The following is a 25,600-nucleotide window of genomic DNA, read 5'->3' on the forward strand; positions in this document are numbered from 1 at the left end:
GCTAGATTCCAGTGCGTAGCGCTCTAGCTACCTAGGTATTTTCTTCAACTAAACAACCTAACACTCTATTTCTGCCACGATCCTTTGCTAAGTACAATTGTTTATCTGCCGCTTCAACTAAGATTTTATTGGGCATATCATACATTGGCACTACAGTTGAAACCCCTGCACTTACAGTAACAAATTTAGAAATTGGTGAGTTTATATGAGCTATTTTCAATGACACTATACTGTCAACAATTTGCTGAGCCACATAAGTGCCACCAATTAAATCGGTGTTAGGTAATACACAAATAAACTCTTCACCGCCATAACGCGCAACTAAGTCATAAGGGCGGTTAACGGTGTCTTGTATCTTCTGCGCAACAACACGTAAACATGTATCACCCTCAGTGTGGCCGTAGGTGTCATTAAAATGCTTAAAGAAATCGATATCCAATAAAATAATGGTCAATGGCTGTTTTTCACGTGCGCATTGTAACCAGGTAACGGGTAGCACTTGATCAAACTTACGCCGATTAGCCAAACCTGTTAATCCATCTAACAAAGCAATAGAGCGTAATAAATCAGTTTGAGATTTAGCCATCATCTGATTTTTAATGCGTGCTTTGGTAATAACTGGATTAATGGGTTTATGAATAAAATCAACCGCGCCTAACTGAAATCCCTTAACCTCTTTATCTTCATCAAAATGACCTGACACAAAAATAACGGCGACATCTTCTGTATCGGGGTCTTTTTTCAAATGCGCACACACATCAAATCCATTAAGCATTGGCATTTCAATATCTAACAACACGATATCTGGTTTGACTTTTTTACACATATCAATAGCTTGATGACCATCGCGAGCCATATAAATGTCGTAATCCGTTTGCAATAGTTGATGCAATATTTTGATGTTCACAACTTGATCATCAACTAACAGTATTTTACCTCTAATTGGCGCAACACCAGAAATATACTCATCTATGAACACGCATCACTCCTTAATTATCGATGTTAATGTATCGACAGCATCCAAGAACTCAAGTTGGCTCACTTGGTTTTTTAATCTTAACCACTGCTTATCTGGCACCACGTCGCTTAACAGGCGATCAAGGTACTCAATGGCATCTAAATTTTGTTCAACCAATAATTCCATTAATCGGTTGATTTTATCGGGTTCTATACTTTGTATCGGCAATATTGCATTATTATCCAGCGTGTTAGTTGTTAATACTGCACTTTCATCTGGAAAAAGAGTATCTAACATATGCAGGCTATCATTAATTTGACCTTGCATTTGGCTTAAACAAGCAACTGAATCAACATTAACAGCGTTTTTTATATTTTGCTCTAGTTTGGCCGCAAAAGCTGCCAGTCGCTTAGCACCAATATTGCTAGAGGTGCCTTTAATTGTGTGAGCAATACTACTGATAGCACTGTTATCTTGTAGTGCAAATGCTTGAGTAAGTAATGACAATTGCTCTGCCATTTCTGATGCAAAATGATGTTTCACATCAATGAAAAATGCAAGCTCTCCACCAAAACGACGCAAAATAGAATCAGAATTTTCGATAATCGCTTCATCATCACCATCATCAATCACCTCTGGTAATGCAATAGGCGAATTATTGACAGTTGAATGATAATAAGCGCTATTATCTTGGCCCAACAGACTAAGCATACAAGGTAACAAAAGAGTCATGTCTATCGGCTTACCAATATGATCATCCATACCAGCCTCTAAGCATAATGTTTTATCAGCAAGTGATGCATTAGCCGTCATCGCTAAAATAGGTAAATCATTAAATCGGCCATCGGCACGAATAAGGTGCGTAGCCTCAAGTCCATCCATTACTGGCATTTGCATGTCCATAATGACAATATCAAATTGATTATTTGACTTAGTAACCCAATCAACCCCCTCAATACCGTCTTTAGCCAATGTCACTACCGCGCCTTGTAGGCGTAATAATTCATCAATAACTTGGCGGTTAAGCTGATTATCTTCAACCACCAACACCCTGACACCTTTTAAGACTAAATGAGTTATTTTTCTAGATTGCACAGGCTGAACTAAACCATTTATGGCTCGGTAAACGGCCTCAAGCATTAAGTTGGCAGTAACAGGTTTGGTCAACATACTCACAAAAGGTTGCTGGCGATATTGTTTAGTTTGTTCCATCACCTCAGCACCATATGCTGTCAGCATAATAATGGCTGGAGCCTTACCTGCCGGAAACATCGCTTGAATATGATTGGCAGTTTCTAAGCCATTCATATCGGGCATGCGCCAATCCATAATAATCACATCATAGTGACTGCTGGCATTTAAGCTTTGCTCTATAAGATTGATAGCCTGTTTACTATTATGAGCTTCATTAACATAAGCACCATGGGCCATTAAGGTTTTAGATAAAATTTTACGACTCATTTTACTGTCATCAACAATCAGAATATTCTTACCCAGTAAATCGATATCTAGATCATTATTCTTCACTTCAACAATATTAAACGTCAACTCAAACCAAAAACGACTTCCCTCACCGACATGGCTCGATAATGATAATTCTCCCCCCATCAACTCAACTAAACTTTTAGTGATTGCTAATCCCAACCCTGTACCGCCGAATCGTCTTGACGTTGAAGACTCTGCTTGAACAAAACCTTGGAAAATTTTGCTGCTTTGTTCAGGGCTAATTCCGATACCAGAATCAGTAATCGAAATAGTTAAATTCACTTGATTCGCAGTACACTCATTACACTGTACCCCAACAATAACATGACCTTCAGAGGTGAATTTAATCGCATTACCCGCAAGATTTAACAACACCTGTCGCAAACGAAGTTCATCACCTTCAATCAAATATGGAATGGCAGGATCTAAATCAAAAATGACTTCTAAATGTTGACTGTGTACGTTGGCCGCTAACATCACCGCTAATTCGCGCATTAACGTTTCGAGTTGAAACGGATGCAAATCAAGTTCTAACTTACCAGCATCAATTTTAGAAAAGTCTAGAATATCATTTAATAGCCCTAATAATGACTTCGCAGCATTCTCCGCTTTAGTGACATAATCAGCTTGTTGGCGGCTCATATCAGAATGCTGAATAAGTTGTAGCATGCCTAGCACAGCATTCATTGGAGTACGAATTTCATGACTCATATTGGCTAAAAATGCTGATTTAGCCGCACTCGCAGCATCTGCGGCTTGTTTAGCTAAACGCAAAGTTTGTTCTAACTCGCGTTGCTCTGTGATGTCACGGTTAATCCCAACCACCCGCACAGGTTTGCCTGTTTTGTCATAACTAATTTGGGCTCCGGCATGAATGTAGCGAATTTGATTCGAGCTGGTAATGATCCTGAAAGTCGGTTCATAAGGAATATTCAAGTCAATGGCTTGCTGTAAGGCAAGTTCTGCCATTTCAATATCATCTGGATGAACCCTTTTTTGCCAATGCTGGTAATTTAAGCCCTTTTCTGTAAGCGCTAATGGGTAATCGTACATTGCAAACATACGATCGTTCCATTGTAAGTTGTCGGTGTCTAAATCTAAATTCCAAATACCTAACTCAGCAACTTCAGCTGCTTTACTTAGTTGATTACTGGCCGACACTAACTCTTCTTGCTGCTTGAGCATTTGATCAATGTTCACCGCAACACCTAAATATCCTACAATCTCTCCACTTTGATCGCGCATAGCCGAAACCGACAACGACACTTGGCATTGAGATAAATCTTTACGGATATACGTCCAGGTACGCGTTTCAGGCCCTTGCGTTCTTGGCTTATACACAAACACATCAAAAGCACTAATATCTTCGCCAAACTCCTCGGTTAACTCTTTACTGCGTTGACGGATCTCTGATGGTAGATGCAATATTGCAGGACTTTGCTTACCCACAATCTCCTCGGCTTGATACCCAAGCAATAGCTGAGCACCACGATTGAAAATGTTAATAATACCGTCATTATCGGTTGAAATAATCGCAATTTCCGTTGCCGCGGCAAGCACGTTAGTGAGTAAAGACGCGAGTTTATTCTTTTCTAACTGGCTATTTTTACGTTCAGTAATATCAATCCTCAATGCGATGCAGCGAACAAGATTACCGTTTTCATCCATCACCGGGGTAATTACCGTATCAAGCCATTTAATATTGCCCTGTTTATCACGGTTACAAATTTCCTCATGCCAAGTCTCGCCTGCGTGAATGGTTTGCCACATCTGTTTCCAAAAGGCACGATCATGTTCATTGGATTTTAAAATCGAATGTTTCTTACCAATCATTTGCTCGCGAGTGAACCCTGATGTTTGACAGAAATTATCATTTACCACCAAGATAACGCCATTTTTATCGGTTTCAGAATAAAGTAGCTGCTGGTTAATATTATCAAGTAAGGTTTTATTTTCTGACAGGGCTTGTTGTAACGCTTGAGTTCGCTCGGTAACCTTACGTTCAAGGCTGGCATTTATGTTTAAAATTTGCTTTTCAGCATTCAGCTGTACCGTAATATCTCGAATGGTCTGACTTACACCGATAATTTTGCCAAACTCATTATAAATAGCCAGTGAGGTCATCGATGTTGACAGTAGTTCATTGTCTTTTCGTTTATGTTGGCTAACAAAATTTAGTAACGATTTACCATTTAGTACCTGATTAAATTTCTCATTTTCAGCATCATAGCCATCGTTTGGTACAATAAACGTTGTTTTCTTGAGGCCTATCACCTCATGTTTTTCATAACCAAACATCATTACCGCACCATCATTCCAACTGGTAATAACACCATCACAGTCAAAACTAATAATCGCATCAAGCGAATGCTCTAAAATATTGGCACGTCTTTCATTATCTTCCATAATGATACGCTTACGACCTAATGCGTAGCCATAAAAACCAATAAGCCCACCCAATAACAAGCTCACAATCGCACCATAACTAAACACAATTTTGGGTGAGCTTAAATGCAAACCGCTGACAAACTCAGGGTAAGCCACTAGCGACACTTGCCATTTACGTCCAAATATTTCACGATCTAATGTAACAACAAAAGATGTTAATGGATTAACCTCATCAACATGTGTTTCATAAAACATGACATTATTTTGAGCATCGGTCACATCATTGACCAATAGTTTAGTGGTTTTACGGGATAAATTAATCTGTTCAAAAACTTCATTGGCAACGAGTGGCGCATAACTCCAACCAAAAGCTTGTTGCTCCCTTAACGCCGGGGTTGCTGGAGTCAGTCCAGTACGGTAAATGGGCATTAAAATAAGAAAGGCTTGTAACGGATGACCAGTCGCCTGCACTAACGTGATTGGACCGGTTAAGCGTGTCTCACCCGTTAAATATGCTTGTTGTGCGGCATTTTTGCGGTTTTGTTCAGAGGCAATATCTAAACCGACAGCGGCGAGATTACGCTCAACGGGTTCGATATAGTCAATCACGTACCGTTCATCATCATGGGGAGTAAGTTGACGCACACTGAAATCGGGCCAATCATCAAGTTTAGCTTTGGCAACAAAACTCGCTTCATCGTTGGCTGGTACACGGCGGATATAACCAAACCCTCGCGCACCGGGGAACTCACTTTCAAAATCGCGAGTTAAGCTATATTTTTTAAAAAAATCACGAGAAATATTATCTTCACCAACGGTATAAATAACCCCTCGAGCACCTCTTAAACCATATTGATACAATACGATACGATCAATAATATTGTTAGCAACTTGCTCTGTCACCGTTTTAAGAGATTGAGTAATGATAGTGTTATTTTGATTATTAACACTTAAAGCAGTAATAAAACTGATGACTAAGCCACAAGAAAATACTCCAATACCCAATTTAAGCGCATTTTTATAGCTAGATAGTCTGGTCATTTTTATCATTAGTTAAGAGTCACAGACATTAACTTTGGACGACAAATGCTTTTTTTACAAGCTAGACATTGAAAAATATAGTGTTTCCGAAATTGATTACGAATCTAGACTGCTACGCGGATAGTGCGCTGCGCTTTTAGGGCGGACTACGTCCTGCTAAGGACAGCAGAGCTGTAAAGCTTAGACGCTAGGTTTTAGTGCGCTACGCTTCTAGGACGGACTACGTCCTGCTAGGGACAGCTGCGCTGTTAAGATGTTATAGAACCGAGTCAGCTAGAATCTAGTCATCTAGGCTTGTGCTTTTATAGCATCTAGCAGCGTAGCGCTCTAGTCACCTAGGCTTTGCTTTTATAGCATCTAGCAGCGTAGCGCTCTAGTCACCTAGGCTTTGCTTTTATAGCATCTAGCAGCGTAGCGCTCTAGTCACCTAGGCTTTGCTTTTATAGCATCTAGCAGCGTAGCGCTCTAGTCATCTAGGCTTTGCTTTTATAGCATCTAGCGATCTAGTCATCTAGTCATCTAGTCATCTAGCTTCTAATTCCAAGCTATCCCGCTCTAACGCCCAACTGTCGTTTCGGTTAATGCGTCAAACTCAATGATATAATAGTGGCCATCACTTTTGTCTTGCTGGTTATTAACCGCTGGAGACTGGTGAAATTTATTTACTGTAACTAACAACTTACCATCGGCCGTAGTTGAAAAACCGTCAGACCAACTGAACTTGTCACTATCTTGATGCAAAATATGATATTGACGATCTGTGTCGATATAACCGACAGCATTATTGCTTATATCAGTAACATAAATGTTGCCGCCATTATCAATGGTTATGCCGTCGCTGACAGGCTTATTAGCATAAAACTCCACTTTGCTGCGTAACATATTGGCCGATAAATTAGCATCTAGTAGATATTGAGTGTGCACCCGATATAACTTCTCACCACTTAATGCACCAAAATAAACCCACTCGTTATTAGGGTCTATGGTCAGTGAATCAACCCCAATACGAATAGGCTGGCCACCGATAGATAAAGTATTGCCATTAATCACCGTATCAACATTTTCAGGACGGGTATAAACGCTGCCATCTAATACTCGTCTTGCTGTGCCACTCGTTAAATCAACCACAATTAATGCCGCATTACTGCCACCAGCAGGATCGGTGATATATACCGTTTCATGTTGCCTATCAACCGCAAGATCATTTAAAAATGAATTACTAGGCAATACTGGTGCCGCTAAAGAAATCATTTTATATAAACGGTTTTGTTGAGTGTCCCAACCGATAAGTCGCCCGACACCGTCAGTAGAAGCAGTTTCAAGCATCCATAAAATACCCTGTTCATCAATTACCACGCCCAAAACAGGATTAAGATTTTGATTAAATTCTGTATTGGGGTAATCGACGATAGATCCATCTTTTTTAAGCTCGACAATTCTCGAATCAACACCGTAAAAATGATGATTACTCATGAAAACTCGCCCAGTAGATGACACGGCCACATTACCAGGGGGATGTTGGCTGTCTAACTCGCGGAACACTGAATAATCTGCAGCAAATACAGTACTGGTAAATAAACTACCCAATAACACTAAAGACGCAATCACTCGCGTTTTAGATAACAACACTATTTTAGGTAGTATGTTCATTCTAGATGCCATAGCGGTTGTAGATTCAAATAAACTTTTAAACATCATAAATTAGATCCCTACAGCGCTTTTAATGAGCTAATGATATCTTCAGGATCAAGACGGTAAGTATAATCAGCATCAACAAATGCTTTCACAATGGTGCCGTCTTTTGCAACCACAAAGGTCGCCGCTAATGGAAAATTAAATTGATCCGCACCATTATGTTTTTCTACTTCTACACCAAATTTCTTATAAAGATCACGAATAGAATCGGGTAACGAAAAGACTAAACCAAGCGCTTTGGCATACTCTGCATTCACATCTGACAAGACATCAAATTCAAGTTCATTTTTCTCTGCGGTTGAAAGTGACATATCAGGCAACTCAGGCGTAATAGCCACAAACGTTGCCCCTAACTGTTTAAACTCAGCTAGATGTTGCTGATAGGCGCGCAGCGCTAAATTACAATATGGACACCAACTACCACGATAAAATGTCACCACAACCGGTCCATTAACTAACAACTCGGATAAATGACGGGTAACGCCCAATGGATTGGTTAACGAAAACGCAGCCAGTTTATCACCCGCTTTAGGTGCGCTATCGATAATGCCGGATAACTTCAGGTTTAACGTCGCATCCGACATGATCGCCAATACCTCAGGAGGTAAATTGGCAGCGTTGGCATCTCGTTTTTCAGTCAGCTGGGTGGATAATGACATAATAGCGTCTCATTTTATCTTGAATATTCATTCAAGATAATCAAATCATAACAACAACGCAAGCAGTTTTTGAACAATCATTCAAGAAGTGCTATTATAGCGTCAGTAACGATTGAGGATCGATGTCATGGCAAAGAAAAATTTTGAACGAGCGGACGTATTAGATAAGGTCATCACCCTATTTTGGCAAAATGGCTATGCCGCATCAAGCATTCAGCAAATCACTAAAGCCACTGGATTAAAACCAGGTAGCTTATATTATGAATTCGATAGTAAAGAAGGCTTATTCCAAGCAGCCTTAGCACGCTATGCCACCTTTTCGATTGAGGCTATTCATCAACTAATGCAACAGGCTGACGATGTCAAAGCAGGTATTAGACAGATCCTCGACAACATTGTTGAGCAATCAAAGTCTTGTGATTACTGCGGTTGCTTCTTAATCAAAACTCAACTTGAACTCGCCTCTCAAGGTAACGAGCTATACAAATTTGCTTCATCACAATTAACTGAGATTGAGCATGTATATCAACATTACCTGAGCCAATTATATGAGGCTGAAACAGCTAAAGCCTATGCAGCTCAACTGATGACCGTCACATTCGGCATCCGAATCTATGGCTATCAGTCAGAATCAGCAGCAACCCAAATCAACACTATCAACGCGCTACTGCCATGGCTAAAAGTTGAGTGCTAAGCTTATACGTTACCCAGTATATTGATAGTTCCCCCCCTGCTGTCACGGGACTGAATGTGGACAGTTTAACCTCGTTGTTATTGATGATAACAGCGGTATCTTGGTGCAACAGTTTACCTATGTAAGTGGTCGCTCAACGTCAAACTTTCCAATGACCACATTATTTTGATTAGGTCCTTTTGCGCACGTTCCCCAAACGAAAAAAAACAGCCTCGCATTGCGAGGCTGTTTGGGCTTAAATAACCTCAACTCGGGTTAAGAAGTGGGATATGTAAGGCAAAATGACAACATTCAGCCTATTTCATATTAAACCTGTCATTTGTTTTGCTAATAAGGCGCATCGACGCGTCAATAGCTAACCAATTACAAGCCAAAGCAACACAGTTAGCGAGACAAATGGCTGTTTGATAAATGTTTATTATCCCGAGTTGAGGTTAAGTAACTACTCTTCTTTTGTCTCAGGATAGATACTGTTCCACCACTGTGGCTCATCTTTTAACTTCATATCGAACCATGCCATAGTGGTATTCCACCAATCAAAGCGGGCTTGGCGGGTATTGATGTGATGGTCTTGGTCGTTAAACTCAACCAACTCAACTTCTTTACCTAATAGTTTAAGCGCGGTGTACATGTAATGGCTTTCACCTACTGGTACGTTGGTGTCAGCATTACCGTGAATAAGCAATAACGGTGTGGTAATTTTATCTGCATGGTATAGCGGGCTTTGCTCTATATAGAGCTCTGGATTATTCCACGGAAAACTGCCGCGACTGGCCACGCCAGAATAACCATAACCCCACCAGCCATGGCCCCAGTAAGACGATAAATTACTGATCCCCGCATGCGACATTGACGCCGCAAAAATATCGGTTTTTGTCGCCAAATACATGGTCATGAAACCACCATAAGATGCGCCCATATTTCCCACACGTTTAGCATCAACTGATGGGTACGCATTTAAGAAGGCTTTAGTACCCTCAATAATATCGTCAGCGCTGTACTTGCCCCAGGCATTAACATGACGGCCACTAAAGGCTTGGCCATATCCGGTTGCACCGTTTGGTTGCACAACATACACAACATAACCTTGGGCTGCCCATAAATTAAATGGCCAACGCCCGGTAAAGTGACGCCCTACAGGTGAGGTACCGCCATAGTAATACACTAATGCGGGATACTTTTTACGGGCATCAAAATCGGCAGGTAAATAAACACGGCCATCAATGTTATGCCCATGAGTATTAGTAAAATCAAAATCTTCAATTTTACCTAAACGCGTGTTGGCATAGCTAAGTTGTTGACTATCAAACAGCAACTGTTTACGGCTTGAATTAACCTTCATTTTATAGGCTTTTTGCGGCGCAGTGGCTGAGGTACCTGCAAATACTAATGTTGGAGTAGATTGCTCAATGGCAACACTAAAGCCGTCTATCATATCCACACCGGTGTCTATTCGATTAAAGTGTTTTTTGCTTTTATCAAATAAATACAAAGGTGCACGGTCGCCTTCGGTTACCGTCACAATTAAATCATCATTTTCAAGCTTGGTGATGCTGCCTATGGAAGGATCAAACTCTTTACTGAGTGCACTGACATTGCCTTTAGCATCACGCCAATATAACTGACCATCATAATCGTTCACTTCAAGGTTAGGATCTTGTATTCCTCTGCCGTCCATAAAACGCGGCCCAGCGGTAATATACATACCGTCATCAGCATATAGTGCACTATTAAAACTGCGATATTCACCCATCATGGTTTCGCTTAAATCAGCTAACGTCAGCTCAATAAGCTGTGTTACACCATGGGCGGGCTGTGCATAATCCACAGGCGAGCGCGTTAACAATAGTTTGCCTTTATCTGCATTACTGTCTAACAAAGAACTGCTGACTTTGTTGTCTGTCAGTTGACGAATAAAGCCCGAGGCAACATCAACTTGATAAAGTTGACTGTTGTTACGCCAATAACTCCAGCGGTCTTCTAATGCTTGAAAACGCTTAGAGGTGGCTTTTTCATCGGCTTTAAAAGGCTTTTCCCAGCTAAATAACACCGTGCCACCTAACCACTGTAAACCAGACACATTGTCCATATCAGTTGCGACAACGTTAATACTCAAATCAGCAACATTTAATAATTGAATTTTTTTGTTAGCCACAAAGACGAGCTGTGAAGAGTCGCTTGACCAAACCGCACTGCTTGGGCGGTTATCTTGCCAGCGGTACATCACGCTGTTGTCCGATAATTTACGTAACTCGGTCACTTGAATCGGCGTATCGCCTTGGCTAGCTTGGTATTCAATGGTCGATTGTAGTAAATACTTGCCATTAGGTGACAAGGTTAAGCCACTGATCACTTTTGAGTCAAATAACTGCTCCGCAGATACTCGCTGTGTTTTTTGTGAAGTAAAGTCGAGATTATCAACTTCACTTTTGCCCTGCCAATCAAGGCTAAATTCGCTATCTTGCGCTTGGCCATCGGCCAATACCACAAGGTGATAGTCACCATTTGTCAGCTCAAGTTCGACTTTATCGGCAGATTTAACCAGTTGCCCATTCAAATACACTTGAGGATTTTCAAGCCCTTTAACGGTTAATGTGCCTTGGGTAAAACGATCTGTCGACATTGTCACTTGATAGACTAACCAGCCCTCGCCTTCAACCTTAGTTGATGCAGCTTGCCAAGACAGTGGTTGATTAAATACCGTCACCTTACTGGCGTGATTAGCCTGGCTGAGCTGAGCAACCAAATTAGCACGCAGCGCATCTGCATGGGCACTTTTCGATAATGGCGCTGCTGAGACTTGATTTACTGAGCCTATTCGCTGAATGTACTTAGCGTCAATTTCTGCCCCGTGTGCCATGCCCGATATTGCAATGGCTAAACTGGTCAACACCAGAGAAAACGTTTTCATTACCTGTCCTTATTGTTGCTTTTTTTATTGATTCTTTATGCAAGTGTGACAAAACTGACCGATAAATGCATATTTTTTGTGTATCAATAATTGTCGCCCTTTGTATATGCGAATAATTGATTAACAAGGATAAGTGAATTAGCGAGAGGGAGTGAATTAAAGAAGCAATACAGTGAAAATGGAAATGAAATAGAAACCGCCAGTATTAGACTGACGGTTTATCTTTTTTGTGATGGGTCAACTTACACGAGTAAAACGCGATTAATGACCAAATTTAACTCTTACACCTGCGTTAGCAATAAAGCCATCGTTACGTGACCAAATATCGGTAGTCCATTGGCCGCTAGGCGATCTATTAGGCAGTAACATTGGATGTTCATCGGTTTGTTTTACATCGAGTAAGTTTTCTAAGTTAATAAACCAACTGACTCTGCCAACAGTAATTTCTCCCATTAAACCAAGATGCCAATAAGGGTTGGTTTCATCAATATAAGGGTTATCGTTAACGTTTTGGGTGCCGGTATAATAAGCTTCAAAACCAGCTCTAAAGTTGCCATGTTGCTCCCACATAGCAACAAAACCACCAGAATGACGTGGTGTTAAGGCAATGGCTCTTCTGCCGTCCCCGTCGGGTGAAGCTTCAGTTGCGTCTAAATACAAGTAACTTGCGGTCAACTTAACATCGCCTAAATAGTAACGCAGCAACACTTCAGAACCACGGATCTGACTTTCACCAGATGCATTAACTAACCTAACTGCGTCTAAGGTGCCATCGTTATTGGCAGAGAAAGCCTCTAATCCAGTGACGTTATCCACATTTGAGCCAAACAAGGTCAAACTCGTTTCCACATCATCAAAGGTATAACTCACATCAAGCGATGCCGTTTTAGCGCGCTCTTCTTGTAAGTTGTCAATCGGCGCTAATCTTGATAATCCGGCGGCCTCAATCTCTTCAACAAACGGCGTAGGGGCAAAGTACCCCTCCCCATAAGAGCCTCTTATGGTTAAGTCACTTGGGCGATAAAGCACCGACACTCTTGGGCTAAATTGAGTACCATATTCGCTGTGATCATCAATGCGCGCACTGTAAGATGTGGTGATTTGGTCTGTCAGCTCATAATCAAGTTGAGCAAATGCACCCGGCACTTTATAAGAATAATCAAACTCAGGGAAAGTGTCAGAGGCAAAGATTTCAGACTGATAGGCTAAACCAACAACCCAATCACTGTTATCGGTATAACCTGCGATGCTATTTTCAAGTAAATAACTCTCGTGTTGGTCTTCTTCTATATCGGCACCATAAACATGCACATGATCTTGTACCATCGCCGATGCGCGAGTATTAAACGTCAATGACTCTAATAACGGCATACTAAACACTAGGCCGCCATCAAGCCTATCGGAATCCTGCGATTGCTCAAACGAAGTACCATCAGCGACCATGTTATCACCTAAAGTACCGCCAGTACGCTGCTCGGTCATAAACCCGCTAGTCACATACAGTGTTTGCCCTTCTTGCCCTTCCCAAAATAATCGAGGACGCACTGTGTATCGCTCATAACCTGCCAGATCGATCCAGCCGTCTTTATCAATATCTTGCTTGTCTTGATAATGAGCCCCTGCCGTCACCGACCCTTTTACATTCTCGCTCAATGGCGACTCAAAATAGGTGGTCACATCCTGACCATCGCGCGTGGTTGCATTGACCAACACTTCACCACTGAGTTCATCACCAGGCGTTCGAGACACAAGGTTAATTACCCCGCCGAGTGCAGACCCACCATAAAGTGATGATGCCGAGCCTTTAATAATTTCAACGCGACTTAAATCAGTCGGCGGCACTTGCAACAACCCTATCGACCCAGCTTGGTTACCGTACAACGGTAAACCATCGGCCAGTAATTGGGTATAACGACCATACAAGCCTTGTAGGCGAATATTGGCACTGCCTAACGCCGGTGAAGTTGTTTGTAATCTTACCCCACCCGTTTCAGCCACCAGCATTGAAATATTACCTGGTCTCATCGCCGCTTTTTCTTCAATCTCTTCGCGATTAATCACCTCGACTCGAATAGGTTGTTCATCGGCAATTCGCCCAGAACGAGTGGCTTGTATGACAATGGTTTCCATCTCTTCTTCATGTTCGTGTTCATCAACATCCGCTTTTGGGGCATCATGCTCAGAATGTTCAGGATTTTCACTGTGGCTCTTACTGTCATTCTCACTGTGGTTTGCACTCTGCCCAGACGTATTTATCGAGTCATCCACCACACTGGCTTCACTCACCCCAATAACACCTAGCGACAAAATTAATGACGCCGCGGAATAACTCAACATACAACTTCCTTTTAACAACACATTATCGAAAAATGATATGCTTAAGCTTAAAGGTTACAGCCACTGGAAGGTCAATATGAAAATAAGTGAATTGGCATCAATTGCCCAGGTATCGGTTAAAACCATCCGATATTATGAGCAGATTGGATTACTCTCTCCGCCAATCCGTACCAGTAATGGCTATCGTCATTACCAAGAAAAAGACATCGAGACATTAGTATTTATAAGACGATGCAGAGAATTAAACATCGGACTCGATGACATCAAGCGTTTGGTTGATACACAACAAGACCCGAAATCGTCGTGCGCATTAGTCGACAACATCATTGCCGAACAGCTTGCTCGCATCCAACAAACCCAGCGAGAACTGGCATTACTAGAACAATCATTAGCCGCACTCGCGAGCTGCTGTAAAAGCCATCAGATCAAAGATTGCAGTATTTTACAGACGCTGAAATCGGCTTAGGTAAAGCGTTGAAAGGCTATAAAAACGGTAACAAGCGGTGACAAGCGATGGCTGGCGATGACAAGCCTAACCGCTAGAATCTAGTTCGCTTGATATCGCTTTTAATCTCTTTTTCATCGCTCTATGTCGCTTTTAATCTCTTTCATCGCTCGATATCTATATCCTCGCCCGCTACCGCTTGTTATCGCTTATTCGCCTGCTACCGTTTGTTATCTATTTTCTCAGCAGCGAAGCTGTCCTTAGCAGGACGCAGCCCGCCCTAGAAACACAGCGCACTAAAATCTAGTTCGCTTGATATCGCTTTTAATCTCTTTCATCGCTCGATATCTATTTCAATCGCTTGATACCGCTTGTTATCTATTTCCTCGCTCGCTATCGTTTGTTACCGCTTGTTACCGCTTGTTATCGCTTGTTATCGCTTATTCGCCTGCTACCGCTTGTTATCTATTTTCTCAGCAGCAAAGCTGTCCTTAGCAGGACGCAGTCCGCCCTAGAAGCGCAGCGCACTATCCGCGTAGCGGCCTAGAACCTCGCAAAATCTTAAAACCACTGCTAAGTTAACTAACCGTACTTAATACAATTCTCGTTAAATACAATTCTCGCTAAATACAATTAAAGGACTAACATGCAAATCATCCACCATGGAGCGGTAAACGGTGTCACAGGATCATGTCATCAACTGGATGTGAATAATTACAATAATAACAGTCATAACCACGGAAACGGCAACAACATCAGCAGTTATCTTATCGATTGCGGGCTATTTCAAGGTGCAGAAACGGCAGGAAAAAGTTCAGCAGACCAACTGCAAATCACCTTTGACATTCAACATATTAAAGCGCTTATTATTACCCATTGCCATATCGACCATGTTGGGCGAATTCCCTACTTACTGGCAGCAGGATTCAATCAACCGATTTATGCAACAACCGCTACAGCAGCACTATTACCACTGGTAATCGAAGACGCGTTAAAAGTGGGTGTGACGCGCGACCCTAAATTGATCCAGGCTTGTATCAATCGACTTAAAAAACTGCTTGTCCCAGTCGATTACGGTCAGTGGATAACGCTACCGATAAACATACCAACAGCTATATCTTCGACAGAAAGTGCCACAGAAATGGACTCTGCATCATCAATAGAGAAAACAACAACCGAACCGGCAACTATATCATCGACTGAAAATACCGAAGATATCTCAAAAGAAACAATCGTCACTCCAGCTATTTATCACAAAGCAAAACTAAAATTCAAACCCGCTGGGCATATACTCGGGTCTGCCTATGTTGAAATAGACTTAAGCGGTCCTAGCGGTAACCATCGAGTTGTTTTTTCGGGTGATTTAGGCGCAACCTACGCACCGTTACTTGCCAGTCCAAAAAGTCCTTACAGAGCAGATACCTTAGTCATTGAATCCACTTACGGCGATAAAAACCATCAAGGTCGTAAAGAACGCAGCAAGCAACTCAAAAATATCATCGAAAGCGCCGTAAAAGATAATGGCGTGGTACTCATTCCTGCATTTAGCATCGGCAGAACCCAAGAGCTATTATACGAATTCGAACACATCATTCATCGCAATAAACACAACCCTGTATGGGAAAACATCGACATTATCGTCGACTCTCCCATGGCAGCTAACTTCACCCAAAAGTATCGTCAGTTCAAAACACTCTGGGACAACGAAGCCAAAGGTAAACTAGCCCAGGGACGCCACCCACTCTACTTCAACCAACTCATCACCATAGACAGCCACCAGGACCATCTTTCAGTAATCAACTACCTCGACTCAACCCACAAACCCGCCATCATCATCGCCGCATCCGGCATGTGCACCGGCGGAAGAATCACCAACTATCTCGCCCGCTTCTTACCCATCCCCACCACAGACATACTGTTTGTCGGCTATCAAGCACAAGGCACTACAGGCCGAGACATACAAACCTACGGCCCACAAGGCGGATACGTTTACATCAACGAACTCAAGATTGATATCAAAGCCGCCATCCACACCATCAGCGGTTACTCCGCCCACGCAGACCAACACAACCTCATCAACTTCGTCAAACGCATGCACCACAAACCCAGCCACATCAGAATCGTCCACGGCGACAATGAAGCCAAACAAGCATTAGCAAAGGAATATAGAAAAATGCTGCCAGAGGCAGAAATCGTTATCGGTAAAGAATGATAAAGCCTAGAACGCTACGCTGCTAGTACGCTACGCGGCTAGATTCTATAAAAGCAAACAGCGCACATCCGCATAGCGGCCTAGAAGGACGGTTAGTCAGCCCTAGAAGATAAAATAAATGGAGAACACATGAGATTTGAACTATTAGATGTATGGAAAAGAGCATCCAGATTATCTTGTGAAATTTATAAATTAGCGGATAAAGTTAATAACTGGGGCTTCAAGGATCAGATAACTCGTTCAGGCTTATCTGTCCCATCGAATATTGCGGAAGGTGAAGAAAGAGATACAACAAAAGAAAAAATAAGATTTTTATACTATGCCAAAGGCTCACTTGGTGAATTAGTCACCCAGCTATATATAGGAGTGGAAGCAGGATTCTTAGACAAAAAGGCATCATTAATTTTAGTCAACGAAGCAAAAGAATTAGCTAAAATAATAGGAACCATGATCAAAAATAAACAGTCGAAGATTGAAAATGATAGAAATCTGAGAACAGAGCCTAGAGTCTAGAGCGCTACGCTGCTATAAAATCTTAACAGCGAAGCTGTCCCTAACAGGACAATGTCCGCCCTAGAAGCATAGCGCACTAGATTCTAGCATCTAAGCTTAACAGCGCAGCTGTCCTTAGCAGGACAACGTCCGCCCTAGAAGCGAAGCGCACTAGATGCTAGCATCTAAGCTTAACAGCGCAGCTGTCCCTAGCAGGACAATGTCCGCCCTAGAAGCATAGCGCACTAGATTCTAGCATCTAAGCTTAACAGCGCAGCTGTCCTTAGCAGGACAACGTCCGCCCTAGAAGCGAAGCGCACTAGAAACTAGTGACTACTTTAGCTATGTGCTCTGCTTGTGCTTGTGACATTTCAGGATCAGTTGATTCAACCATTACGCGGATAAGGGGTTCGGTGCCAGACTTACGTAATAATACTCTGCCGTTTTCGGCAAGTACTGCTTCAGCTTCGATTACAGCTTGTTTTACTGCTGCAGAAGCTAAGATTTCATCAGCGTTATTAGCGGTTAGCCGAACATTGAGCAGTACTTGAGGTAACTTTTTCATACACGATACTATCTCAGCTAATGACTGGCCAGACTGTAATACTGCTTGTAATACTAATAAAGACGCTACAACAGCATCACCAGTTGATGCATGGTCAAGGTGCAGTATGTGACCAGAACCTTCGCCGCCTATGCGCCATCCAGTCTGTTTTAATTGTTCAACCACATAACGGTCGCCCACTTTGGCGCGTTTAAACGGAATATCCATTTCTTTTAATGCAATCTCAAGACCAAGGTTAGACATTAATGTGCCAACGACACCGCCTGTCATTGTGCCTTGCTGTTTGGCCGACTTAGCTAAAATATACAAAATTTGATCGCCGTCCACTACATGGCCATTATGGTCAACAAACATCACCCGGTCAGCGTCACCGTCCATCGCAATGCCTAAATCAGCTTCATGCACCATAACTGCTGTTTGCAAACTGTCTAAATGGGTCGCACCGCAATGATCATTAATATTAGTGCCATTAGGCTTATCATTAATGCTAATCACCTCAGCACCTAACTCACGATATACATTGGGCGCAATATGATACGCCGCACCGTTAGCACTATCGACGACAATTTTAAGGCCAGCTAAGGTTAAATCTTTAGCAAATACGCCTTTGCAAAACTCAATGTAACGGCCCGCAGCATCAGTAATACGACGGACTTTACCTAACAATTCAGATGAAACACATTCCATCGCATTGTGATTCAAGGCTTGGTCGAGTAAAGCTTCAATTTCAAGCTCTTGCTGATCATTAAGCTTGGTGCCCGAATTCGAGAAAAACTTAATACCATTATCATAAAAAGGATTATGTGACGCACTAATCACTACACCAGCATCGGCACGGAATGTAGAGGCTAAATACGCCACAGCTGGCGTTGGCATAGGGCCAATTAATGCTACGTTCACACCCGCAGCAGATAAACCTGCTTCAATAGCTGATTCGAGCATATAACCGCTGCTACGAGTATCTTTACCAATCAATACTTCTTGAGTACCGGTTGAGGCTAATACTTTGCCCGCAGCCCAACCTAACTTCATGGCAAAATCAGGCGTAATAGGAAACGTCCCCACCCTTCCACGAACACCATCGGTGCCAAAATACTTACGAGACATAAAAACTCCAAAATTAAAAATTAAGTACCTAGGGCGTGACTTCGTCACTGCTAGGTTCTAGGACGGACTTCGTCCTGCTAGATTCTAGGAGCTCGCTGGCTCGCCAGAGAGCGGACGGCGTCCTGCTAGGAACAGCTTCGTTGCGCTTCTAAGGACAGCTTAGCTGCTAAGATTGAGTCGCTGCGCGACTATGTTGTTGATTGTATAGCATCTAGCAGCAAAGCGTCCTCGAAGACCGAAGGTCGTCCTAGCAGCCGCAGGCGCCCTATTCTTAACATCTAGCCGCGTAGCGTCCTAGCAGCGCAGCGCTCTAGGCTTTTAGGCTATAGCAAAAAACCAACTACAAAGAGTTGGTTTTGGTGTTAAAAAGATGAATTTTTACTGTTCGAGCAGAATTTTTTCAATGCTTTTTTTGAAATCTGCGCCTAATTTAGCATCGCGTAAGCCATATTCAACAAAAGCGTTCATATATCCCAGTTTATCGCCACAATCATGCGACTTACCGGTCATGTTGAATGCTTCAACAGTATCTTGTTCAATCAGCATATCAATCGCGTCAGTTAACTGAATTTCATCACCTGCTCCAGCAGGTGTTTTAGCCAGTAATCGCCAGATCTTTTCAGATAATACATAGCGGCCAACAACCGCGAGATTAGACGGAGCATCACCAACATCAGGTTTTTCAACCATCCTTTTGATTTTAGCTGAATCACCAGGTGTTATCTCAACACCATTACAATCGGCAATCCCGTATTTGTTAACGTCACATTCAGGTACAGGCGCAACCATGATCTGGCTAGCAAATGTCGCTTTGTAACGCGCGATCATCGCGGCTAAGTTTTCTGTTTTTTGATCTGCAGTGTATTCATCTAGAATAACGTCCGGTAATACCACTGCAAACGGGTTATTACCAATACACGGGTAAGCACACAATACGGCATGCCCCAACCCTTTGGCCTCACCTTGACGCACATGCATTATAGTCACATCTTTAGGACAAATCGCTTGGACTTCTTCAAGCAGTTGACGCTTTACTCGCTTTTCAAGCGTCGACTCAAGCTCATAGGATTTATCAAAGTGGTTTTCAATCGCATTCTTACTGGCATGAGTGACTAAGACAATTTCTTTCACACCGGCAGCCACACACTCATTAACAATGTATTGAATTAATGGTTTATCAACTAAAGGCAACATCTCTTTCGGAATGGCTTTGGTTGCCGGCAACATGCGGGTACCAAGACCAGCAACAGGAATAACTACTTTCATTTAAAATCCTTAGACAAAACTATTCTCAAACATTGGCAGAATAAATGTTGTAGCAAAATAAACAATTTAGTCGCTACGCTTTAACCAAGTAATAATTTGCCAAACGTGAGCGAGAGCCCAGTTATAAGAGACAAATAACACAATAAATAAGCTAAACATTACCCACTCGGGAACCTGATAAAACTCACCAGCCATACCACATAATGCTAATAATAAAGACAACAGAGTAATTCTAACAAGCGTCTGTTTACGATTGTAACCAGCTCGTTCAAAGATATGATGCAGATGATCACGATCAGGCTTAAAAGGTGAGAATCCTTTTCGGATCCTTCTGTACATGATGGCTGTCATATCCATTAATGGTATCGCGATAAGGTACAAAGCTGTCACAGGAGAGAAAACAATGTTACTCGATCTCCCGCCAAGATGGACATTGTACGATTGAGTCCCTAAGACTAACAACCACACAACAGTTAACCCTATTAGCATGCTACCCGCATCACCCATAAATATTTTTTGTACAGAAACAAAAGGCCAACGAAGATTAAAAAATAAATAAGCGAGAATTGCAGCATCAAATAGTAAAGGAAGTAAAAACCAATCATTGCCAGCTCGATAAAATAGTACTGATAAAGATGTAAAAGTGACAAGACTCAGCATCCCCGCAAGCCCATCTATGCCATCAACCATATTAAAAGCATTAATCGAGCCAATCACGGCAATAACAGTAACTAAAACACCAATATAACCCAGTTTAAACTCAAAAAAGTAAAAGATATTACCAAGTGTTGTTAAGTAAAAACCTGCACCAAAAATCAGAATTGATGCAGTGATGACTTGAGCGACAAGTCGTAAACGTACAGAGAGATCATATCTATCGTCTAAAACCCCAATGAAAAGTATCAGCGAAGATGAAATAAGATATAAATTAAGGGTTTGACTGTTTTGAATAAACAGGCTGGAGGCAAATAACACACTAGAGAAAATAGCTATACCACCAATAAGAGGTATAGCACCATCATGACACTTACGCTCATTTGGCAAATCTAACAAACCAACCTTTGCTGCTATAGGCTTAAACACTAAAATAGCAGCAAAACATAACAAAAAAGCAGTTATAAACGGAACTAAATAGTCCATCGTCTCATCCTTAAGTACTTACAATAAAAAATGTAATACAAAAAATATAAAATATAAGCAGTGAGTATAACACTAGCATCATCATGACAATAATTAACTTTATCCTTAGAAGATAAAATAAAAGCTATGTATGTCAATTGTGTGACGGTAAAGTAAAACGGAAATATTTATGCAAAAAAGCGGTTATACGCCAAATGTTTGCAATAACAGAGAAATAAATAGCAAAAGTAACTAAAAATGAAAAAAACATAATCGATTCAGACACATTATATAACTCTGACAAAATGCCCACGCCAGCCATAATTGATGCTAAAAGACAAATAACCAGTAATGACAGACTTGATGACAAACCAATACGTTGACAAATATGGTGTAGATGCTCTCGGTCTGGTTTAAAAGGCGATTGACCTTTCTTCAACCTTCTGGTCATGATGCAAACCATGTCCATCAGCGGTAATGCAATAAACCACAGCGCAGTCACAGGGCGAATAACAAGCACATTTTCGCCTTGGCTAGCTTCAATCAGTAACCAAATAGCAGTAAAACCGATGAACATACTGCCAGCATCCCCCATGAACACCTTGAATCGACGACCAAACGGAAAGCCTAAGTTCAGCATGATATAGGGGAGCATCGCACCAACGAACAGCATGCAGTAAAGCGCTAAATAGTCCTTTCCGGCAAGGTAAAACATTAAACCAAGGGCAGAGAATGTAACTGAAGCAAGACCGCCTAATAATCCATCGATGCCATCAACCATATTAAAGGCATTGATTGCCCCGATTACCGCAAAAATGGTGACAATATAACTTATGTAAGTTGGAATGACTAAGGCTGAATCACTGAACATAGCACCAAGGTAATGCAAACTTTTATAACCTATCAAGATCATCGCAAGTGAAATCCCCGCCTGCACCACCAAGCGTAATTTAAAACTTAAATCGTACCGATCATCTAACGCACCCAAGACAATGAGCACGGTTGAACATGCAACATAAAGTAGCAAATTGTTTGTGATAGGAAAAAGCACAAACAAGGCAATCATTAACGTGCAGTAAATTGAAATACCGCCAACGAGTGGGATCTGACCCACATGGTGTTTACGTTCATTGGGCTTATCAACCAATCCAACGCGTTTAGCCAATTTCCTGAAAACAAACAGACTGATAAAAGAAAGGCAGAAAACGAAAATGATTGAAGTGCTAATGGACATATATCACTCTGGCTAATGGAGAATTGAGCACATAAAAAATACCGGATGATTGTGCTGACTATAAAAATATAAATCATGTTTGATTGAAAATAAAAGATGTAATTTGAGTAAAAACATGGGTGAGGACAAGACAAAAAATGTCTCAGAACTGACTCACCCATTATGTATCGAATTGAATAATAAAGTGATATAACTTTAGCCTAAAAGTGCCGACTATTGATAATCCAAGCTCACAAATTAAAATACTTTCGTTTAGGTACAAAGATACTTGCGATAACCAGCTTTAATTAAATCAATAGAATAATAAAGCTACACTAGCCTTTACACTCAGGGCAACCCCATGAGTACTTACTTTTTGAGCTCTACGTTTGACCTGCAAGCAAAAGAACAAGAAACCATCTTAGCTATGAAGATTTAACGAACTACGGCAGCTCGTTAAATGATCTGACTTTGTTCAATAAACGTTCGCAATCTCGCCCTACCTTTACACCTCATTCAAGTTGAAAAGCCTTACATTATAGGTAAGTTTCTTCGTACATATGATTAATAACTTTCCATGTATAACGCCGATCAGCAATCTGTTTCATGTCTGTAGAAATAACAGCTAACTCATCTTTAGTCACCTCTGTCAGTTTGTCATTTAATTCTTTTGATGAAGAAAAATATACAGCTTTGTCTTCGGTAGTGTACCGATTAAAATTACAATCAAAAGCAAAAATAGTTTTTTCGAAATGCATAGCCTCGACTAAAGAAGGATTTGTACCTCCAGCTGAGTGACCATGAACGTAACCTTTACACTCACTTCTTAACTTAAATAGCTGATTAACATCGTAGATAGGATCGACAATATCAATGTTAGGTTGATCAGAGAACTCCCTTTTTAGTTTTCTGCCAAATTCGCTAGAATTCCAATTCCCGACAAACTTTAGCTTATGCTGACTCTTTGAAAATGCATTTAAGATCATTTGGACATTATTTTCTGGCTCAATACGACACAAAGACAAGTAGTAATCTTGTTCTGGACCAACATGTTTTCCTTCGATGATCGCATGATCTCCACCATAGGCGATAACGACATTATCTTTTGAATATTCAGCATTAACGTAATCACCAATAGCTTTATTATCGGTTATAACAACATCAGAGAACTTGACGGCCATATATTCTGAAAATTTTAGGAATTTTTTTGCCCATTTGCTCCATTTATCACGTTTCCACTCCAAACCGTCTATATTGGTAACAATTTTTGATTTAGACAAAAGACGATAAACAGGAAGAAAAAGACAACCAGAAACCCCTAGAACAAGTGTAACGTCAGGCTTCTTGAATATGCAAAAAATAAGCGATATTATGTCGTAAAATATGCTTTGAACACCATTTGCGTTAAGAGGGATATAGCTTAATTGAGCACCATTATAGTGCGATCTTTTATTGGTATATGACTTACTAGAACAAAAAACATCGTATTCGATTTTATTACTTGTATAACTAGTCAAGTTTTCAACTAATGATTCAAAACCACCATAACATGCTGGAATTCCAACAGTCCCAACGACAGCAACTTTGATCATATTAAACCAACCATATCTATGATTTTTATTCCAAACTTATCTTTTTCAGATAATAGTGGTGTATTACTAATTGGCCATTTAATACCTATATCACTGTCATTCCAGGCAATGGATAGTTCAGCCTTAGGATTATAATAATCAGTACACTTATATACAAATTCAGCTTCTTCGCTCGTTACATAGAAACCATGGGCAAAACCTTCAGGCACCCATAACTGACGTTTATTTTCTGCAGATAAATACACACCGACCCATTGGCCAAATGTAGGAGACCCCTTTCTTATATCAACAGCAACATCAAATACTTCACCAGACACCACACGTACTAATTTACCTTGGGTATTTTTAGTCTGATAATGCAAACCACGTAAAATCCCTTTCTTGGATTTAGAGTGATTATCCTGAACAAACTTTGTAGGTTTACCCGTTACAAGTTCTTCAAATTTTTGCTGACTCCACGTTTCCATAAAGAAACCCCGTTCATCCCCAAAGACTGCTGGTTCGATGATTTTAACGTCCGCAATGATTGTATCAATGACTTTCATTTATGAATACTCTTTAATTCGTACTAACGCTGCTTGCCAGTCGCTCTGTTCAATACCAAATGCATTATGGATCTTGTCGCAATTTAAACGTGAGTTTGCAGGACGTTTCGCTGGAGTTGGATAGTCTAGTGTTGTTATTGGATTAACTTGAATTGGCTGGACATGTAAGTCTTGTTCTAGTGCTATTTCAAATATTTTTTTAGCAAAAATATACCAACTTACATGGGGAAAACCAGAGAAATGATAAATACCATAAGCTTTACTTTCTCGCACTACCTGTTTTGAGATTGTGAGTATGGCCTTTGCTATATCACCCGCATAAGTAGGGCCACCAAACTGATCACCGACAACGCCTAAAGACTCTCTCGTTTTAGCAAGGCGCAGCATGGTTTTAACGAAGTTATTACCGCGCTCACCAAAGACCCATGCTGTTCTTAATATAATATGTTTAGGGCATGCCTGAGCAACCGCGTGTTCACCTGCTAACTTACTTCGACCATACTCACCCTGAGGGGCTGTCACATCTGACTCAGTATAGCTCTCAGCACTATTGCCATCGAAGACATAATCGGTCGAAATATGAAGGATTGCGGCATTTATTTTGTTTGCCGCATACGCAAGATTTTGTGGTCCGTATCTGTTGATAGCGAAGGCTAATTCACTTTCTTGTTCAGCTTTATCTACAGCGGTATAAGCGGCAGCATTAATAATGATATTAGGCTGAAACTCGGTAACTATTTTATCAACTTGGATTGAGTCGGTGATATCGAGCTCTTCACGGTCTAATGCTAAAAAAGTTAGCCCCGTCTGTGCTTCGAGTAGATCGACTAAACAACGACCTACTTGGCCATTTTTGCCTGTTATTAATATTTTCAT

At 41.2% G+C, this 25,600-nt stretch carries 17 protein-coding genes; 4 read left to right on the plus strand and 13 right to left on the minus strand.

All coding sequences use genetic code 11. The features are described 5' to 3' along the window. Positions 1-31: 31 nt before the first annotated feature. The 4 genes from SFRI_RS14545 to SFRI_RS14560 all read right to left on the minus strand — a co-directional run bounded on the left by SFRI_RS14545 (position 32) and on the right by SFRI_RS14560 (position 8,226). A complete protein-coding gene (locus SFRI_RS14545) occupies positions 32-979 on the minus strand; it encodes a diguanylate cyclase (protein ID WP_011638260.1) in 948 nt (315 codons plus the stop codon). 3 nt (positions 980-982) lie between these two features. Next, on the minus strand, positions 983-5,881 hold the full coding sequence (locus SFRI_RS14550) for a PAS domain S-box protein (protein ID WP_011638261.1): 4,899 nt from the start codon (positions 5,879-5,881) through the stop codon (positions 983-985). Positions 5,882-6,427: 546 nt separating this feature from the next. Beyond that, complete coding sequence (locus tag SFRI_RS14555; RefSeq protein WP_011638262.1) at positions 6,428-7,570, minus strand: L-dopachrome tautomerase-related protein; 1,143 nt, start codon at positions 7,568-7,570, stop codon at positions 6,428-6,430. Positions 7,571-7,581: 11 nt separating this feature from the next. Further along, the gene (locus tag SFRI_RS14560) at positions 7,582-8,226 is read right to left on the minus strand and encodes a peroxiredoxin-like family protein (RefSeq protein WP_011638263.1); all 645 of its coding nucleotides are present in this window, start codon (positions 8,224-8,226) and stop codon (positions 7,582-7,584) included. Between the two features lie 127 nt (positions 8,227-8,353). On the opposite strand from SFRI_RS14560, the gene SFRI_RS14565 reads away from it, so the two are divergent. Continuing rightward, a complete protein-coding gene (locus SFRI_RS14565) occupies positions 8,354-8,920 on the plus strand; it encodes a TetR/AcrR family transcriptional regulator (RefSeq protein ID WP_011638264.1) in 567 nt (188 codons plus the stop codon). Between the two features lie 442 nt (positions 8,921-9,362). On the opposite strand, the gene SFRI_RS14570 is transcribed toward SFRI_RS14565, so the two are convergent. Both SFRI_RS14570 and SFRI_RS14575 read right to left on the minus strand, forming a co-directional pair. Further along, complete coding sequence (locus SFRI_RS14570) at positions 9,363-11,831, minus strand: alpha/beta hydrolase family protein (RefSeq protein WP_011638265.1); 2,469 nt, start codon at positions 11,829-11,831, stop codon at positions 9,363-9,365. A gap of 261 nt (positions 11,832-12,092) precedes the next feature. Further along, a complete protein-coding gene (locus SFRI_RS14575) occupies positions 12,093-14,168 on the minus strand; it encodes a TonB-dependent receptor plug domain-containing protein (RefSeq protein ID WP_011638266.1) in 2,076 nt (691 codons plus the stop codon). Between the two features lie 76 nt (positions 14,169-14,244). Between SFRI_RS14575 and SFRI_RS14580 the strand changes: the two genes are divergently transcribed. The 3 genes from SFRI_RS14580 to SFRI_RS14590 all read left to right on the plus strand — a co-directional run bounded on the left by SFRI_RS14580 (position 14,245) and on the right by SFRI_RS14590 (position 17,338). After that, positions 14,245-14,634: a Cd(II)/Pb(II)-responsive transcriptional regulator gene (locus SFRI_RS14580; protein ID WP_011638267.1), complete on the plus strand. Its 390-nt coding sequence runs from the start codon at positions 14,245-14,247 to the stop codon at positions 14,632-14,634. A gap of 625 nt (positions 14,635-15,259) precedes the next feature. After that, positions 15,260-16,825, plus strand: a complete 1,566-nt coding sequence (locus SFRI_RS14585) for an MBL fold metallo-hydrolase RNA specificity domain-containing protein (RefSeq protein ID WP_011638268.1) — start codon at positions 15,260-15,262, stop codon at positions 16,823-16,825. Positions 16,826-16,954: 129 nt separating this feature from the next. Further along, positions 16,955-17,338, plus strand: coding sequence for a four helix bundle protein (locus SFRI_RS14590; protein WP_011638269.1), 384 nt, complete (start codon positions 16,955-16,957; stop codon positions 17,336-17,338). A gap of 298 nt (positions 17,339-17,636) precedes the next feature. Here the strand turns inward: SFRI_RS14590 and glmM are convergent, their stop codons facing one another. The 7 genes from glmM to rfbD form a co-directional block, all read right to left on the minus strand. Further along, a complete protein-coding gene (gene glmM / locus SFRI_RS14595; RefSeq protein ID WP_011638270.1) occupies positions 17,637-18,989 on the minus strand; it encodes a phosphoglucosamine mutase in 1,353 nt (450 codons plus the stop codon). 378 nt (positions 18,990-19,367) lie between these two features. Beyond that, positions 19,368-20,255, minus strand: coding sequence for a UTP--glucose-1-phosphate uridylyltransferase GalU (gene galU, locus SFRI_RS14600; protein ID WP_011638271.1), 888 nt, complete (start codon positions 20,253-20,255; stop codon positions 19,368-19,370). Between the two features lie 66 nt (positions 20,256-20,321). Beyond that, positions 20,322-21,395 (minus strand): UDP-N-acetylglucosamine--undecaprenyl-phosphate N-acetylglucosaminephosphotransferase, encoded by a 1,074-nt coding sequence (gene wecA / locus SFRI_RS14605; RefSeq protein ID WP_011638272.1) that lies wholly within the window; start codon positions 21,393-21,395, stop codon positions 20,322-20,324. A 133-nt stretch (positions 21,396-21,528) separates the two neighbouring features. Further along, complete coding sequence (wecA, locus tag SFRI_RS14610) at positions 21,529-22,608, minus strand: UDP-N-acetylglucosamine--undecaprenyl-phosphate N-acetylglucosaminephosphotransferase (RefSeq protein WP_011638273.1); 1,080 nt, start codon at positions 22,606-22,608, stop codon at positions 21,529-21,531. A gap of 515 nt (positions 22,609-23,123) precedes the next feature. Beyond that, positions 23,124-24,179 carry a DUF1972 domain-containing protein gene (locus SFRI_RS14615; RefSeq protein ID WP_011638274.1) on the minus strand — a complete coding sequence of 352 codons (1,056 nt, stop codon included), beginning with the start codon at positions 24,177-24,179 and terminating at the stop codon, positions 23,124-23,126. Then, positions 24,176-24,724, minus strand: coding sequence for a dTDP-4-dehydrorhamnose 3,5-epimerase (rfbC, locus tag SFRI_RS14620; protein WP_011638275.1), 549 nt, complete (start codon positions 24,722-24,724; stop codon positions 24,176-24,178). Before rfbC ends, SFRI_RS14615 begins: the two co-directional genes overlap by 4 nt. Beyond that, positions 24,725-25,600, minus strand: coding sequence for a dTDP-4-dehydrorhamnose reductase (gene rfbD, locus SFRI_RS14625; RefSeq protein ID WP_011638276.1), 876 nt, complete (start codon positions 25,598-25,600; stop codon positions 24,725-24,727).

Source organism: Shewanella frigidimarina NCIMB 400 (assembly GCF_000014705.1).
Lineage (GTDB): Bacteria > Pseudomonadota > Gammaproteobacteria > Enterobacterales > Shewanellaceae > Shewanella > Shewanella frigidimarina.

Bases quoted from the DNA above. Each gene is read 5' to 3' on its own strand.
- SFRI_RS14550 (WP_011638261.1), bottom strand. From the start codon at position 5,881: ATGATAAAAATGACCAGACTATCTAGCTATAAAAATGCGCTTAAATTG.
- SFRI_RS14555 (WP_011638262.1), bottom strand. From the start codon at position 7,570: ATGATGTTTAAAAGTTTATTTGAATCTACAACCGCTATGGCATCTAGA.
- SFRI_RS14560 (WP_011638263.1), bottom strand. From the start codon at position 8,226: ATGTCATTATCCACCCAGCTGACTGAAAAACGAGATGCCAACGCTGCC.
- SFRI_RS14565 (WP_011638264.1), top strand. From the start codon at position 8,354: ATGGCAAAGAAAAATTTTGAACGAGCGGACGTATTAGATAAGGTCATC.
- SFRI_RS14570 (WP_011638265.1), bottom strand. From the start codon at position 11,831: ATGAAAACGTTTTCTCTGGTGTTGACCAGTTTAGCCATTGCAATATCG.
- SFRI_RS14575 (WP_011638266.1), bottom strand. From the start codon at position 14,168: ATGTTGAGTTATTCCGCGGCGTCATTAATTTTGTCGCTAGGTGTTATT.
- SFRI_RS14580 (WP_011638267.1), top strand. From the start codon at position 14,245: ATGAAAATAAGTGAATTGGCATCAATTGCCCAGGTATCGGTTAAAACC.
- SFRI_RS14585 (WP_011638268.1), top strand. From the start codon at position 15,260: ATGCAAATCATCCACCATGGAGCGGTAAACGGTGTCACAGGATCATGT.
- SFRI_RS14590 (WP_011638269.1), top strand. From the start codon at position 16,955: ATGAGATTTGAACTATTAGATGTATGGAAAAGAGCATCCAGATTATCT.
- glmM (WP_011638270.1), bottom strand. From the start codon at position 18,989: ATGTCTCGTAAGTATTTTGGCACCGATGGTGTTCGTGGAAGGGTGGGG.
- galU (WP_011638271.1), bottom strand. From the start codon at position 20,255: ATGAAAGTAGTTATTCCTGTTGCTGGTCTTGGTACCCGCATGTTGCCG.
- wecA (WP_011638272.1), bottom strand. From the start codon at position 21,395: ATGGACTATTTAGTTCCGTTTATAACTGCTTTTTTGTTATGTTTTGCT.
- wecA (WP_011638273.1), bottom strand. From the start codon at position 22,608: ATGTCCATTAGCACTTCAATCATTTTCGTTTTCTGCCTTTCTTTTATC.
- SFRI_RS14615 (WP_011638274.1), bottom strand. From the start codon at position 24,179: ATGATCAAAGTTGCTGTCGTTGGGACTGTTGGAATTCCAGCATGTTAT.
- rfbC (WP_011638275.1), bottom strand. From the start codon at position 24,724: ATGAAAGTCATTGATACAATCATTGCGGACGTTAAAATCATCGAACCA.
- rfbD (WP_011638276.1), bottom strand. From the start codon at position 25,600: ATGAAAATATTAATAACAGGCAAAAATGGCCAAGTAGGTCGTTGTTTA.